This is a genomic window from Streptomyces angustmyceticus (assembly GCF_019933235.1).
In the GTDB taxonomy this organism is placed as follows: Bacteria; Actinomycetota; Actinomycetes; order Streptomycetales; family Streptomycetaceae; genus Streptomyces; species Streptomyces angustmyceticus.
Map to the genome: position 1 here is coordinate 5,404,729 of NZ_CP082945.1, position 14,704 is coordinate 5,419,432.

Sequence of the window (14,704 nt, forward strand, 5' to 3'; positions counted from 1 at the left end):
AAAATCCGCAATCACCGGGGAGAACCCGGAAAACCCCTCCCCAGGAATGTCCGGTTCATGGTCGTACGTCCCCCCAAATCGGGCTCTATCCCCCGCAAACGACTCAGGGGGAATGTCCGATTCCTTAGTCTTATGTCCTAATGCTAATAAGCCTCGATCGCGCCCATCGAGGCAGTGACGGATGCCACGGAAGAGAAATTCCCGCAGGCCGGAAAATGATCAGAATGCGGCCGGAAATGATCCGCGCGAATTATCGGAGCCGTGCCGGGAAACCTGACGCCGTCTCGGATGTGGAATCCGGTATCGCGCCGGCCGGGGGGAATGCGCCGGCCGCTCCGGCCCGCGCATCCCCTCCGGCCGGCCGCCGGGCACCGTCGCACGGGATCGTCGCGGCGGCTCCGCACCCCGCCCCGGCCGTCACCCTCGCGCCCCTCGCGTCACCCTGCCGCGGCCCCGCGGCCCCACCGGCCGGAATCGGGCAAAGCGTTGGCCGATGATTCGTCACCGGCCTGCAGTGGGCATGGAGTTGGTGGCACGATGGTGCAGGGGGTGTGCGCGGCATGCCCCGGGCCGGTGAGGCGTTCCGACCGAGGGTGTGATCAGTGTGGCTCTTTCGCTGTCAGTGGTGCTGCTGTTGGGGATCATTCTGATCGTCCTGATCAGAGGGAAGTCGATCAAGGCGGGGCCGGCGTTCGTCGCCATACTGTTCGGCTTCTTCCTCGCCTCCACGGGCATGGCGCCGTCCATCAACCGGTTCCTCAACTCGATTGCGGACACCATCAACCACATCACCTTCTAGGCGGCCCGCCGCCCGCCGCCCCCGTGCCGGGCGCCGTACCGGGCTCAGCCGTCCGAGGCCCCTTCGCCCCCGGCCCGCGCCACGGCCTCGCGTACGGCTTCCTCGCTCCGCCCCACCAGCGCCGAACCGTCGTCCGCGGTGATGATCGGCCGCTGGATCAGCCGGGGATGTGCCGCCAGCGCCGCGATCCACCGCTCGCGCGCGGCGTCGGTGCGCTCCCACTCCGCGAGGCCCAGCTCCCCGGCCTCGGCCTCCTGGGTCCGGGTGATGTCCCAGGGCTCCAGGCCCAGTCGCGCCAGCACGCCGCGCAGGTCCTCGGCGTCCGGCGGATCCTCCAGATACCGGCGCACGGTGTACCGGGCGCCCTCTTCGTCGAGGATCTCCACGGCCGAACGGCACTTGGAGCACGCGGGATTGAGCCAGATCTCCATGCGGCCACCCTATGGGGCCGCGGCCCCGGGGCGAAGAGGTGCGCGGGCACCCGGCGATCCGGCCCGGAACGCGGAAAACCCCAGGCCACCAGCCCGGGGTTTCCTCGGAAGAGCGGGCGACGGGAATCGAACCCGCGTAGCTAGTTTGGAAGACTAGGGCTCTACCATTGAGCTACGCCCGCGAGCGCCACAGGTCGCAGGACCTCGGCACGCAGTGCATCCTAGCGGGTCGCGGCGGTGTGCCGCACATCCCCTTCGCGCGGACCGTGTTCCCGGCCCGTCCGCGCCCGCGCGCCGCTCCGGGGCATCCCGATAACTGGCAGCCGCAGCGCGTGCGGCCATGTACCCTACGTGTCGCACCGACGGGGTGTGGCGCAGCTTGGTAGCGCGTCCGCTTTGGGAGCGGAAGGTCGTCGGTTCGAATCCGGCCACCCCGACCAGCAGGTCAGCCCGGCAGTACGCCGCCGGGCGGAACCCCGGCCCGCCCGGCAGCGCCGCAGGATCGGCGGCCATCCATGATCGCGTTGTGGGCGTCATCCTCCTTGCGGTTACTATGCAAGCTGCGTGCCCGTGTGTCTGTGTACCGGGCGTGATCGGCCGGACCCGGATCAGCCGGGAACCGGCGGATCCCATGCAGAACCCCAGAAGTCAGCCCCAAGGAGACCGAACCGTGAAGAGCGCCGTGGAGACCCTGAACCCGACTCGGGTTCGGCTCACTGTCGAGGTGCCCTTCGAGGAGCTCAAGCCCAGCCTCGACGCGGCGTACAAGAAGATCAACCAGCAGGTCACGGTGAAGGGCTTCCGCCAGGGCAAGATCCCGGCCCGGGTCATCGACCAGCGGTTCGGCCGTGGCGCCGTGCTGGAGGAGGCCGTCAACGACGCGCTCCCGAAGTTCTACACCGAGGCGGTCAACGAGGGTGAGCTGAACGTCCTCGGCCAGCCCGAGGTCGACATCACCGAGCTGAAGGACGGCGAGCTGCTGGCCTTCACCGCCGAGGTCGACATCCGCCCCGCCCTCGAGATCCCGGACTACTCCGGCATCGAGGTCGAGGTCGACGCCGTGGAGGTGTCGGACGAGGACGTCGACAAGTCCGTCGAGCAGCTGCGTGAGCGCTTCGCGACGACCAGCCCGGTCGAGCGCGCGGCCCAGGACGGCGACGTCCTGACGCTGAACCTCGAGGCCAAGGTGGACGGCGAGGTCCTGGAGGACGGCGTCGCCCAGGGCGTGACCTACACCGTCGGCTCCGGCGAGCTCCTCGACGGCATCGACGAGGCCGTCACCGGCGTGGAGGCCGGCAACAGCGCGACCTTCACCTCCGAGCTCAAGGGCGGCTCCGCCGAGGGCAAGGAGGCCGAGGTCACCGTCGAGGTCACCGAGGTCAAGTCCCGCGAACTGCCCGAGCTGGACGACGACTTCGCCCAGCTGGCGAGCGAGTTCGACACCCTCGAGGAGCTCAAGGCGGACAGCCGCAAGCGCCTCGCGCAGATGAAGAAGTACGACCAGGCCACCCAGGCGCAGGAGAAGGTCCTGGACGAGCTGCTCAAGCTCGTCGAGGTGCCGATGCCGGAGAAGCTGCTCGCGGACGAGATCCAGACCCGCAAGCACAACCTGGAGAACCACCAGCTCGCGCAGATGGGCCTCGACCTCGCGAAGTACCTGGAGATCCAGGGCAAGAGCGAGGAGGAGTTCGACGCCGAGACCAAGGAGCAGGCCGAGAAGGGCATCAAGACCCAGTTCATCCTGGACGAGCTGGTCAACAAGGAGAAGCTGAACGTCAGCCAGGAGGAGCTCACCGAGCACCTCATGCGCCGCGCGCAGTCCTCCGGCATGTCCCCCGACCAGTTCGCCCAGGCCGTCGTCGAGGGCGGCCAGGTGCCGATGCTCGTCGGTGAGGTCGCCCGCGGCAAGGCCCTCGCGGTCGTCGTCGAGGCCGCCACGGTCAAGGACACCAACGGCGAGGTCGTCGACCTCGACGACGAGGACGAGACCGCCGAGACGGTCGAGGCCGGCGAGGCCGCCGAGGCCGAGGCCGGCGCGGAGGAGAAGCCCGAGGCCTGAGCCCCGGACGCCGCCCTGCGCCTGCGCGCAGCTCTCTGACCACGGGCCCGAACACGCACGTCCGCGTGTTCGGGCCCGTGGTCGTACCGCCCCGTGAGCCTGCGCTCACAGCGAACAGTTATCGATGCGGGATGGCGTTGTCCGACCTGCGCGTTAGGGTCCGTAGATACGAGGGCAGGGGAGTCCCTGAAACCGCGCCGGGCCCACACACGGCGCCGCCTCCCCACGCCCCGGCAGACGACGCTGAGACGGCCTGGAGCCGTCCGACAACGAGCAGGTGGACACGTGACGATCCCGATGCCTTCCGCCGCCGCTGAGCCGACCTTCGGTGGCCTCGGCGACCAGGTCTACAACCGGCTGCTCGGCGAGCGGATCATCTTCCTCGGCCAGCCGGTCGACGACGACATCGCCAACAAGATCACCGCGCAGCTGCTTCTCCTCGCCGCGGACCCGGACAAGGACATCTTCCTCTACATCAACTCCCCGGGCGGCTCGATCTCGGCCGGGCTGGCGATCTACGACACCATGCAGTACATCAAGAACGACGTGGTGACGATCGCGATGGGCCTCGCCGCCTCCATGGGACAGTTCCTGCTGAGCGCCGGCACCCCCGGCAAGCGCTTCGCGCTGCCGAACGCCGAGATCCTCATCCACCAGCCCTCCGCGGGCCTGGCGGGCTCCGCGTCGGACATCAAGATCCACGCCGAGCGGCTGCTGCACACCAAGAAGCGGATGGCGGAGCTGACCGCCTTCCACACCGGTCAGACCGTCGAGCGGATCACCCAGGACTCGGACCGCGACCGCTGGTTCTCCGCCGATGAGGCCAAGGAGTACGGCCTGATCGACGACGTGATGACCTCCGCCGCCGGCGTTCCGGGCGGGGGCGGCACCGGGGCCTGAGCCCCGTACCACTCGCCCTACAGCCCCCCAGCCCACTTGATCGCCACCAGGACGGTGAACACCACGATGAACAACTTCCCCGGCAGCGGCCTCTCGCAGGGCGCGGAGTCCGAGTTTTCCGGCCCGCGCGCCGAGTCCCGCTACATCGTCCCGCGCTTCGTCGAGCGCACCTCGCAGGGCGTGCGCGAGTACGACCCGTACGCGAAGCTGTTCGAGGAGCGCGTGATCTTCCTCGGCGTGCAGATCGACGACGCCTCGGCCAACGACGTCATGGCGCAGCTGCTGTGCCTGGAGTCGATGGACCCGGACCGGGACATCTCGATCTACATCAACAGCCCCGGCGGCTCCTTCACGGCGCTCACGGCCATCTACGACACGATGCAGTTCGTGAAGCCGGACATCCAGACGGTCTGCATGGGCCAGGCGGCCTCCGCCGCGGCCGTGCTGCTCGCCGCCGGCACCCCCGGCAAGCGGATGGCGCTGCCCAACGCCCGGGTGCTGATCCACCAGCCCTACAGCGAGACCGGCCGCGGCCAGGTCTCCGACCTGGAGATCGCCGCCAACGAGATCCTGCGGATGCGTTCGCAGCTGGAGGACCTGCTGGCCAAGCACTCCTCCACGCCGGTCGAGAAGATCCGTGACGACATCGAGCGTGACAAGATCCTGACCGCCGAGGAGTCGCTGGCGTACGGTCTGGTCGACCAGATCGTCTCGACCCGCAAGTCGTCCGTCTCGATCGGCTGACGATCTTCGCGAAGTGAGCCGGAGCGTTGCCCCCTTGGACCGGATTCGGAACGAGTGAACCGAGTCGGTCCAAGGGGGGCCCGTACGGGGGGCCCGGCAAGGTACCGTCGATAGGCAAGCACCCGGGTCCGCGGAGCAATGCGGATCCCAGGCGAAGGGGAAGCACCTCGTGGCACGCATCGGTGACGGCGGCGACCTGCTCAAGTGCTCATTCTGCGGAAAGAGTCAGAAGCAGGTGAAGAAGCTCATCGCGGGACCTGGTGTGTACATCTGCGACGAGTGCATCGACCTCTGCAACGAAATCATCGAGGAGGAGCTCGCCGAGACCTCCGAGGTGCGGTGGGAGGAGCTCCCCAAGCCGCGGGAGATCTACGAGTTCCTGAACGGCTACGTCGTCGGCCAGGATCCCGCCAAGAAGGCCCTCTCGGTGGCCGTCTACAACCACTACAAGCGGGTGCAGGCGGGCGAGAACGGCCCCGGCCGCGGCGACGAGGGCATCGAGCTCGCCAAGTCCAACATCCTGCTGCTCGGCCCCACCGGCTCCGGCAAGACGCTGCTCGCGCAGACCCTCGCCCGGATGCTGAACGTCCCCTTCGCCTTCGCCGACGCCACGGCGCTGACGGAGGCCGGCTACGTCGGCGAGGACGTCGAGAACATCCTCCTCAAGCTGATCCAGGCCGCGGACTTCGACATCAAGAAGGCCGAGACCGGCATCATCTACATCGACGAGATCGACAAGGTCGCCCGGAAGAGCGAGAACCCGTCGATCACCCGCGACGTCTCCGGCGAGGGCGTCCAGCAGGCGCTGCTGAAGATCCTGGAGGGCACCACCGCCTCCGTGCCGCCCCAGGGCGGCCGCAAGCACCCGCACCAGGAATTCATCCAGATCGACACCACCAACGTCCTCTTCATCGTCGGCGGTGCCTTCGCCGGCCTGGAGAAGATCATCGAGGCCCGGTCCGGCGCCAAGGGCATCGGCTTCGGCGCCACGATCCGCTCCAAGCGCGAGATCGAGTCCAAGGACCAGCTCCAGGACGTCATGCCGGAGGACCTGGTGAAGTTCGGGATGATCCCGGAGTTCATCGGCCGCCTCCCCGTCCTCACCTCGGTCCACAACCTCGACCGCGAGGCCCTGCTGCAGATCCTGGTCGAGCCGCGCAACGCGCTCGTCAAGCAGTACAAGCGCCTCTTCGAACTCGACGGTGTCGAGCTGGACTTCGACCGCCCGGCCCTGGAGGCCATCGCCGACCAGGCCATCCTGCGCGGCACCGGCGCCCGCGGTCTGCGCGCCATCATGGAGGAGGTCCTCCAGGCGGTGATGTACGAGATCCCGTCCCGCAAGGACGTGGCCCGCGTCGTCATCACCGAGGACGTCGTCCACTCGAACGTGAACCCGACCCTGGTCCCGCGGGGCCGCGGTGAGTCGGGAGAACCCCAGGAGAAGAGCGCATAGGCGCCCGCGACGCATGACGAGAGCCGCCCGGCAGCGCATCACGCTGCCGGGCGGCTCTGTTGCGCGGCCGGTCACCGGCGGCGCGGCCCTCGGGCCGCCCGGCGGGGCTACTTCTCCTTGCGGACCTCGTCGCGGATCTTCGCGGTCTTCTCGGAGAGCTGTTCGGCGGTGGCGGCCTGGGCCGACGGGGCGCTCGGGGTGGGGACCGCCTGGTTCAGGACCACGCCCACCGCGCTGGAGTCGCCCCAGATGCAGACGCTCATCCCGCCGGACGCGGTGATGGTCCCGGCGGTGAAGGAGACCTTGTAGGCCTTGCACTTCATGACCTCGCCGTCGAAGCCCTCCGGCGAGTAGGTGGTGACCGGCGTGACCGTCTCCACCTTGGCCTTGGACTCGCTCTGCTTCTGGCTCTCGTCGAGCTTGGCGAACATCTTGTCCACGGCTCCGGACGGGTCCGCGATGTCGCCGTAGACGCCGCCGACACTGATCTTGTCCGTCTTGGACTTCTGGTAGCTCGCGTTGACCGAGGTGCCGTTGGTGATGCCCATCGCCTTGGCTTCCTTGTCGTCGGCGAGGGGCTTGGAACCGCCGGCTCCGCCGTCGGCCGCCTTGGTGTACTCACCGTTCAGCAGGCTGCCCGGCAGGACCATCGTGTACGGCTTCACATCCCCGCCCGAGCCGAAGGCGAAGTACGCGCCCACGCCGATCGCGGCGACGACCGCGACCGCGCCGACGATCAGGCCGATCTTCTTGCCGTTGCCGCCGGTCTCGGGGGCGCCCTGGGGGATCATGCCGTAGGGGGTCTGCTGGCCGCCGTAGGGAGCCTGCTGGCCGTAGCCTGCCTGGGCGCCCTGCTGGGGGTAGCCGTAGCCCTGCGCGGGGGCCTGCTGCGGGTAGCCGTAGCCCTGTTGCTGTCCAGGCACCTGGCCGCCCTGCTGCGGGTAGCCGTACCCCGGCTGCGGGGCCTGCGGCTGCGGCGGCTGGCCGTACGGGCCGGGCTGCGCGGGCTGCTGGCCGTACGGGCCGGGAGGCGGCTGGTTGAAGCTCATGGAGCGGTTCCCCTCGTGACAACTGAAGCCAGTTGAGTGCTGCGTGATGTTTATACGCTCCCGACATCCTGTACGACGCCGCCGACAACCGTTGCCCCGGGGGCGAAACCGATTCGAAGCTGCTACATCCGCGCCCGTACACTGTGCGTCGTGACCGAGAACACTCAGCAGAGCAACCACAGCGCCCCCGAACTGCCGACTCAGTACACGCCGGCCGATGTAGAGGGGCCGCTGTACGAGCGCTGGGTAGAGCGGGGTTACTTCGAGGCGGACGAGAAGAGCGACAAGCCGCCGTACACCGTCGTCATCCCGCCGCCGAACGTCACCGGCTCCCTGCACCTGGGGCACGCCTTCGAGCACACGCTGATCGACGCGCTCACCCGCCGCAAGCGCATGCAGGGCCACGAGACGCTCTGGCAGCCGGGCATGGACCACGCCGGTATCGCGACCCAGAACGTCGTCGAGCGCGAGCTCGCCAAGGAGGGCCTCTCCCGGCACGACCTGGGCCGTGAGGCGTTCGTCGAGCGGGTCTGGCAGTGGAAGAACGAGTCCGGCGGCCAGATCTCGGGCCAGATGCGGCGCCTGGGCGACGGCGTCGCCTGGTCCCGTGAGCGCTTCACCATGGACGAGGGCCTGTCCAAGGCCGTCCAGACGATCTTCAAGCGCCTCTACGACGACGAGCTGATCTACCGCGCCGAGCGCATCATCAACTGGTGCCCGCGCTGTCTGACCGCCATCTCGGACATCGAGGTCGAGTACCAGGACGACGACGGCGAGCTGGTCTCGATCCGGTACGGCGAGGGCGACACGTCGATCGTCGTCGCCACCACCCGCGCCGAGACGATGCTCGGCGACACCGCCGTCGCCGTCCACCCCGAGGACGAGCGCTACGCCCATCTCGTCGGTACCGAGATCGAGTTGCCGCTCACCGGCCGCCGTATCCCGGTCGTCGCCGACGAGCACGTCGACCCGGAGTTCGGCACCGGCGCGGTCAAGGTCACCCCGGCCCACGACCCCAACGACTTCGAGATCGGCCGCCGGCACGACCTGCCCAACCTCGCCGTCCTCGACGAGCGCGGCGTGATCACGGCCCACGGTCCCTTCCAGGGCCTGGACCGCTTCGAGGCCCGCTCCGCGATCGTCGGCGCGCTGCGCGCCGAGGGCCGGATCGTCGCCGAGAAGCGCCCGTACACCCACTCCGTCGGGCACTGCTCGCGCTGCAAGACCACCATCGAGCCGCGGCTGTCGATGCAGTGGTGGGTCAAGGTCGGCCCGCTGGCGCAGGCCGCGGGCGACGCGGTCCGTGACGGCAGGGTCGCGATCCACCCCAAGGAGATGGAGTCCCGCTACTTCGGCTGGGTCGACAACCTCCACGACTGGTGCATCTCGCGGCAGCTGTGGTGGGGCCACCGCATCCCGGTCTGGTACGGGCCGAACGGCGAGGTCGTCTGCGTCGGACCGGACGACGAGGCGCCCACCGGCGAGGGCTGGACGCAGGACACCGACGTCCTCGACACCTGGTTCTCCTCCGGACTGTGGCCGTTCTCCACGCTCGGCTGGCCCGAGCAGACGCCCAGCGTCGGGAAGTTCTACCCGAACTCCGTCCTGGTCACCGGCTACGACATCCTCTTCTTCTGGGTCGCCCGGATGATGATGTTCGGGCTGTACGCGATGGACGGCACCCCGCCGTTCCACACCATCGCGCTGCACGGCATGGTCCGCGACCAGTTCGGCAAGAAGATGTCGAAGTCCTTCGGCAACGCGGTCAATCCGCTGGACTGGATGGACGCGTACGGCTCCGACGCCGTCCGCTTCACCCTGGCCCGCGGCGCCAACCCCGGCGTCGACGTCCCGATCGGCGAGGACTGGGTCCAGGGCTCCCGGAACTTCGCCAACAAGATCTGGAACGCCACCCGCTTCGCGCTGATGAACGGCGCGACGGTCGAGGGCGACCTCCCGCCCGCCGAGCAGCTGTCGGCGACCGACCGGTGGATCCTGTCCCGGCTGAACTCGGTCGTCGCCGAGGTCGACGCGTACTACGACGACTACCAGTTCGCGAAGTTGTCGGACACCCTCTTCCACTTCGCCTGGGACGAGGTCTTCGACTGGTACGTCGAGCTGTCCAAGACGACGTTCATGGCGGGCGGCCCGGCCGCCGAGGTCTCGCGCCGGGTGCTGGGCGAGGTCCTGGACGTCACGCTGCGGCTGCTGCACCCGATCGTGCCGTTCGTCACCGAGGCCCTGTGGACGACGCTGACCGGCGGTGAGTCGGTCGTGATCGCCGACTGGCCGAAGGACTCCGGCTTCCGGGACGCGGCCGCCGAGCGGGAGATCGAGACCGTCCAGCAGGTCGTGACCGAGGTCCGCCGCTTCCGCTCCGACCAGGGTCTGCAGCCGGGCCAGAAGGTCCCCGCCCGGCTGGAGCTGTCCGGCACGGCGCTGGCGCCCCACGAGGCCGCGATGCGCTCGCTGCTGCGGCTGCAGCCGGCCGGTGAGGGCTTCAGCGCCACCGCGTCGCTGCCGGTCGCGGGTGTCACGGTCGCGCTGGACCTGTCCGGTGCCATCGACGTCGAGGCCGAGCGCAAGCGGCTGACGAAGGACCTGGGCGCCGCCGAGAAGGAGAAGGCGCAGGCCACCGCCAAGCTCGGCAACGAGGCGTTCCTCGCCAAGGCGCCGGAGAAGGTCGTGGACAAGATCCGCGGCCGGCTGGAGGCCGCGGAGGCGGACATCGTCCGGATCACCGCGCAGCTGGCGGCCCTGCCCACGGCGTAGCCGCGGGCCCCGGGCCGTCCCCGGGAGCGCCCTGCGCAGGCCCCTCGTCCGTACGGGCGGGGGGCCTGCGCCGTCCCGGCCCCCGCCGGCCCCGCTCGCGCACCGGCCAGAGCAGCACATACGCCGTCGAGACGGCCACGAACGCCAGGCGGATCAGGCCGCGGGCGGCATCGTCGGGCACCGCGAAGACACTGCCGTAGAGGATCAGCAGGGCCAGCCAGCTCCACCAGGGGACCAGCCGGCGCTGGCCGATGACGTCCCACAGCAGGGTGCCGAGCAGCACGGACGCGGTGTAGTACGTGTAGACGCTGGGGTCGAGGACGATGCGGGCGTTGGCGCCGAGCAGCACGACCGCCGCCCAGCGGCCCCGCCGGACGGCGATCGCGCCCAGCGCCAGGCCGAGGGCCGCCTGGGCCGGGCGGTCCCAGGAAGGGGTCTCGGGGTCGCCGACGCCCAGCCAGCGCAGGGCGGACGCTGGATGGTTGGGGATGGCGAACTTCGCCGCGGCGAAGGACTGCGGGTCGCCGAGGAAGAACGGCAGCCAGGCGACCGCGACCAGCCCCGCGCACCACAGGGCGGCGCGCGGCCACTTCTCCCTCGGCAGTGCCAGCAGCAGCGGGACGAAGGCCAGCGCGGTGGGCTTGGAGTCCATCGCCAGGGCCAGGCAGGCGCCGGTGAGGGCGGCGTTGCCGCGGGTGAGGGCGCGGACCGCGAGGGCGGTGAAGAACAGCGCCAGGACGTCGTCGAGATGCCCGAAGCGGACCGCGACCTCGGTCCACATCGGGATGAAGGCCAGCCCGGCGATCAGTACGCGCTGCCGCAGCCGCTGGTGGTTGGTGCCGGTGCCCAGGAAGTGGAAGGCGGCGCTGCGGCCCGCCAGCACCACGATGACCAGGCCGAGCAGCGACATCAGGGCCGCGGCCAGGAACTGCCCGGTGGCCTCGGGGAAGGGGTTGAACAGGCCCGCGGCCAGGAAGCTGAGCGGGCCCATCTGGAGCTCGGGGTGGTGGGCGTAGAGGTTCAGCCCGCCGGAGCCGTCGCCCGCGCCGCCCTGGTAGATCAGTTCGCCGCCGGTACGCAGGTAGTGCCAGGAGAAGCCGCCGTGCGGCTCGACGACGACGAACCACAGCACCGTCCAGGCGGTGAGCAGTATCAGATGCGTCCGCTGACCGATTGCCGGCACCCGTCCTCAGCTCCTGCCGTCCCGCGTCCTGCCTCGTGGTGATCATCGGGGGAGACCACAGCCCGCCGTGGAAGAGGGCGAAAGGCGGCGGGAAGTTGTCCCGGGACGGTGGATCCGTCCGTTCTCATCGCTCTCTCATGTGGCCGGGGCACGGTGGACCGGAATGCCGGAGTTCCGGTGCCACCGCACGCCCCCCACCGAGGAGCCGCGACCCATGAACAAGCCCCTGCGCCGGGCCGCGATCTTCTGCCTGTCCCTGATCGTCGCGCTGATGGGCTGGGCCACCTGGATCCAGGGCGCGAAGGCCGGCGACTACAAGGAGGACCCGCACAATCCGCGGGTGACGATCGGCAAGTACGCGGCGCCGCTGGGCAACATCCTCGTCGGCGGGGAGCCCGTGACCGGCTCCGCCGCCACCGACTCCACGCTCAAGTACAAGCGGACCTACAAGGACGGCCCGCTCTACGCCCCGGTCACCGGCTTCACCTCGCAGATCTACGGCAGCAACCAGCTGGAGAGCCTCTACGGCGACCTCCTCGACGGCTCCGACAGCCGGCTGCAGAGCCCCGCCGACGCGCTGACCCGCACCCGGGCCAAGGGCGGCGACGTGGCCACCACCATCGACCCCGCGGTCCAGAAGGCCGGCTACCGGGCGCTGGCCGGCAAGAAGGGCGCCGCCGTCGCCATGGACCCGGCCACGGGGCGCGTCCTGGGCATGGTCAGCACCCCGTCGTACGACCCGGGGAAGTTCTCGGGCTCCTCGGGGGCCGACCAGAGGGCCTGGAAGAAGATGTCCGGTGACGCGGAGCACCCCGAGGTCAACCGGGCGCTGCGGCAGCCGCTGCCGCCCGGCTCCACCTTCAAGCTGGTGGTCGCCGCGGCCGCGCTGGAGAACGGCCTGTACTCCTCGGTGGACGAGCCCACCGACAGCCCCGACCCGTACACCCTCCCGCACACCCGCACCAAGCTCACCAACGAGAACCGCGCCGCGCCCTGCAAGAACGCGGACATCCGCACCGCGCTCCAGTACTCCTGCAACACCGTCTTCGCGAAGATGGCCGTCGACCTGGGCAAGGACAAGGTGAAGGCGCAGGCCGAGAAGTTCGGCTTCAACGACGACAAGGTGGACACCCCGGTGCGGGCCGGCAAGAGCGTCTATCCCTCGGACATGGACGAGGCCCAGACCGCGCTGTCCGGCATCGGCCAGTTCGACGACCAGGCGACGCCGCTGCAGATGGCGATGGTCTCCGCGGCCATCGCGAACGGCGGCGAGCTCAAGGCCCCGCAGCTGGTCGACAAGCTCACCGACGGCGGCGGCAACACCGTCCAGGACTTCGGGCCGCGGACGTACCGCGACGGCCGGACCATGTCGGCGCGCACGGCACAGCAGCTGCGGTCGGCCATGCAGACGGTCGTGGACAAGGGCACCGGGTCCGGCGCGAAGATCGGCGGACTGACCGTCGGCGGCAAGACGGGCACCGCCCAGCACGGCGTCGACAACAGCGGTACGCCCTACGCCTGGTTCGTCTCGTACGCCGAGGACGGTAAGGGGCACCAGGTGGCGGTGGCCGTGATGGTCGAGGACGGGCACGCCGCCCGCAACGAGGTCTCCGGCAACGGCCTGGCGGCCCCGACCGCGCGGGCCATGATGAAGGCGGCACTGGGGTAGGGGGCGGCTCCGGCGTACGGCGGGCTCCGGCGGGCCGGTCGCCCGCCGGCCGGGCCCCCGGGCGCGGGCGGTGCCCCGGGAGGGGCGGCGCAGCGCACCGCTGTCACACGTGCCTCGTAGACTGGTCGGCGTGAGCGAGCGCCCCCAGAACGACGACCCCGACCCGAACGAAGCCTTCGACGAACTGGTCGAGGCGGAGACCGACCGTGACCCGGATCTTGCGGTGATCGAGGCCGGCAGCCGGACCCTGCGCGCCCAGGCCGGGCCGCCGCAGGGGGACGGGATCCCCGCCCGGCCGGCCGATCCCGAGGTCGACCGTGCGCTGCGCGCCGTCGAGGACGAGCTGGCCGGCCGCTGGGGCGAGACCAAGCTCGACCCGTCGGTGCAGCGCATCGCGGCGCTGCTGGACATCCTCGGCGAACCCCAGCGCGCCTACCCCTCCATCCACATCACCGGCACCAACGGCAAGACCAGCACCGCCCGCATGATCGAGGCCCTGCTGTCCGCCTTCGACCTGCGCACCGGCCGCTACACCAGCCCGCACGTCCAGTCGATCACCGAGCGGATCAGCCTGGACGCCGCCCCGATCTCCGCCGAGCGCTTCATCGAGACGTACCGGGACATCGCCCCGTACGTCGAGATGGTCGACGCCCAGCAGGAGTACCGCCTGTCGTTCTTCGAGGTGCTCACGGCCATGGCGTACGCCGCCTTCGCCGACAGCCCCGTGGACGTCGCGGTCGTCGAGGTCGGCATGGGCGGCACCTGGGACGCGACGAACGTCATCGACGGCGATGTCGCCGTGGTCACCCCGATCTCGCTGGACCACACCGACCGGCTGGGGGAGACGCCCGAGGAGATCGCCGGCGAGAAGTCCGGGATCATCAAGAAGGACGCCACGGTCGTGCTGGCCCAGCAGCCGGTGGACGCGGCGTCGGTGATGCTCAAGCGCGCGGTCGAGGTGGACGCCACGGTCGCCCGTGAGGGCATGGAGTTCGGCGTGCTCAGCCGCGAGGTCGCGGTCGGCGGGCAGATGCTGACCCTGCGCGGGCTGGGCGGCGAGTACCCCGAGATCTTCCTGCCGCTCTACGGCGCCCACCAGGCGCACAACGCCGCGGTGGCGCTCGCCGCGGTCGAGGCGTTCTTCGGCGTCGGCTCGGACCACGCCCGCACCCTGGACATCGACACCGTCCGCTCCGCGTTCGCCGCCGTCAGCTCGCCCGGCCGGATGGAGGTCGTGCGGCGCAGCCCGACGGTCGTGCTGGACGCGGCGCACAACCCCGCGGGCGCGCGGGCGACGGCCGAGGCGGTCACCGAGGCGTTCGGCTTCAGCCGGCTGGTGGGCGTCGTCGGGGCCAGCGGGGACAAGGACGTGCGCGGCTTCCTGGAGGCGTTCGAGCCGATCTTCGCCGAGGTCGTGGTGACGCGTAATTCCAGCCATCGTGCGATGGACCCGGACGAGCTGGCGGCCGTCGCCGTCGAGGTCTTCGGCGCGGAGCGGGTCCAGGTCGAGCCGCGGCTGGACGACGCCCTGGAGGCGGCGATCACCCTCGCCGAGGAGGAGGGCGAGTTCTCCGGAGCGGGTGTCCTGGTGACCGGCTCGGTGATCACGGTCGGCGAGGCCCGGCTGCTGATGGGGAGGGGCTGA

Annotated in this window: 11 protein-coding genes and 2 tRNA genes; 9 read left to right on the forward strand and 4 right to left on the reverse strand. The window is 70.1% G+C overall.

The features are described from left to right. Window positions 1-604 precede the first annotated feature (604 nt). Window positions 605-799 (forward strand): hypothetical protein, encoded by a 195-nt coding sequence (locus K7396_RS24125; protein WP_030082107.1) that lies wholly within the window; start codon window positions 605-607, stop codon window positions 797-799. Between the two features lie 44 nt (window positions 800-843). Here the strand turns inward: K7396_RS24125 and K7396_RS24130 are convergent, their stop codons facing one another. Together K7396_RS24130 and K7396_RS24135 are read right to left on the reverse strand one after the other, a co-directional pair. Next, the gene (locus K7396_RS24130) at window positions 844-1,230 is read right to left on the reverse strand and encodes an arsenate reductase family protein (protein WP_086718376.1); all 387 of its coding nucleotides are present in this window, start codon (window positions 1,228-1,230) and stop codon (window positions 844-846) included. A gap of 111 nt (window positions 1,231-1,341) precedes the next feature. Continuing rightward, window positions 1,342-1,412, reverse strand: a tRNA-Gly gene (locus K7396_RS24135). Between the two features lie 181 nt (window positions 1,413-1,593). Between K7396_RS24135 and K7396_RS24140 the strand changes: the two genes are divergently transcribed. From K7396_RS24140 to clpX, 5 genes are all read left to right on the forward strand, one after another. Next, a tRNA-Pro gene (locus K7396_RS24140) sits at window positions 1,594-1,670 on the forward strand. A gap of 230 nt (window positions 1,671-1,900) precedes the next feature. Beyond that, window positions 1,901-3,289 (forward strand): trigger factor, encoded by a 1,389-nt coding sequence (gene tig / locus K7396_RS24145; RefSeq protein WP_158101130.1) that lies wholly within the window; start codon window positions 1,901-1,903, stop codon window positions 3,287-3,289. 297 nt (window positions 3,290-3,586) lie between these two features. Further along, window positions 3,587-4,189 carry an ATP-dependent Clp protease proteolytic subunit gene (locus K7396_RS24150; protein ID WP_030283915.1) on the forward strand — a complete coding sequence of 201 codons (603 nt, stop codon included), beginning with the start codon at window positions 3,587-3,589 and terminating at the stop codon, window positions 4,187-4,189. Window positions 4,190-4,255: 66 nt separating this feature from the next. Continuing rightward, window positions 4,256-4,933, forward strand: coding sequence for an ATP-dependent Clp protease proteolytic subunit (locus tag K7396_RS24155; protein WP_086718396.1), 678 nt, complete (start codon window positions 4,256-4,258; stop codon window positions 4,931-4,933). A gap of 169 nt (window positions 4,934-5,102) precedes the next feature. Next, the gene (clpX, locus tag K7396_RS24160) at window positions 5,103-6,386 is read left to right on the forward strand and encodes an ATP-dependent Clp protease ATP-binding subunit ClpX (RefSeq protein ID WP_086718378.1); all 1,284 of its coding nucleotides are present in this window, start codon (window positions 5,103-5,105) and stop codon (window positions 6,384-6,386) included. Between the two features lie 107 nt (window positions 6,387-6,493). Here clpX and K7396_RS24165 read toward each other — a convergent pair whose 3' ends face one another. Beyond that, a complete protein-coding gene (locus tag K7396_RS24165) occupies window positions 6,494-7,435 on the reverse strand; it encodes a hypothetical protein (protein ID WP_086718379.1) in 942 nt (313 codons plus the stop codon). A 150-nt stretch (window positions 7,436-7,585) separates the two neighbouring features. Between K7396_RS24165 and K7396_RS24170 the strand changes: the two genes are divergently transcribed. Continuing rightward, window positions 7,586-10,207, forward strand: coding sequence for a valine--tRNA ligase (locus K7396_RS24170; RefSeq protein ID WP_086718380.1), 2,622 nt, complete (start codon window positions 7,586-7,588; stop codon window positions 10,205-10,207). Here the strand turns inward: K7396_RS24170 and K7396_RS24175 are convergent. Next, entirely contained in the window at window positions 10,173-11,390 is a 1,218-nt protein-coding gene (locus K7396_RS24175) for a hypothetical protein (protein ID WP_086718381.1), read from the reverse strand. The genes K7396_RS24170 and K7396_RS24175 overlap by 35 nt on opposite strands. Window positions 11,391-11,604: 214 nt before the next feature. Between K7396_RS24175 and K7396_RS24180 the strand changes: the two genes are divergently transcribed. Both K7396_RS24180 and folC read left to right on the forward strand, forming a co-directional pair. Next, complete coding sequence (locus K7396_RS24180; protein WP_086718382.1) at window positions 11,605-13,059, forward strand: peptidoglycan D,D-transpeptidase FtsI family protein; 1,455 nt, start codon at window positions 11,605-11,607, stop codon at window positions 13,057-13,059. A gap of 130 nt (window positions 13,060-13,189) precedes the next feature. Next, window positions 13,190-14,704, forward strand: a complete 1,515-nt coding sequence (gene folC / locus K7396_RS24185; protein WP_086718383.1) for a bifunctional tetrahydrofolate synthase/dihydrofolate synthase — start codon at window positions 13,190-13,192, stop codon at window positions 14,702-14,704.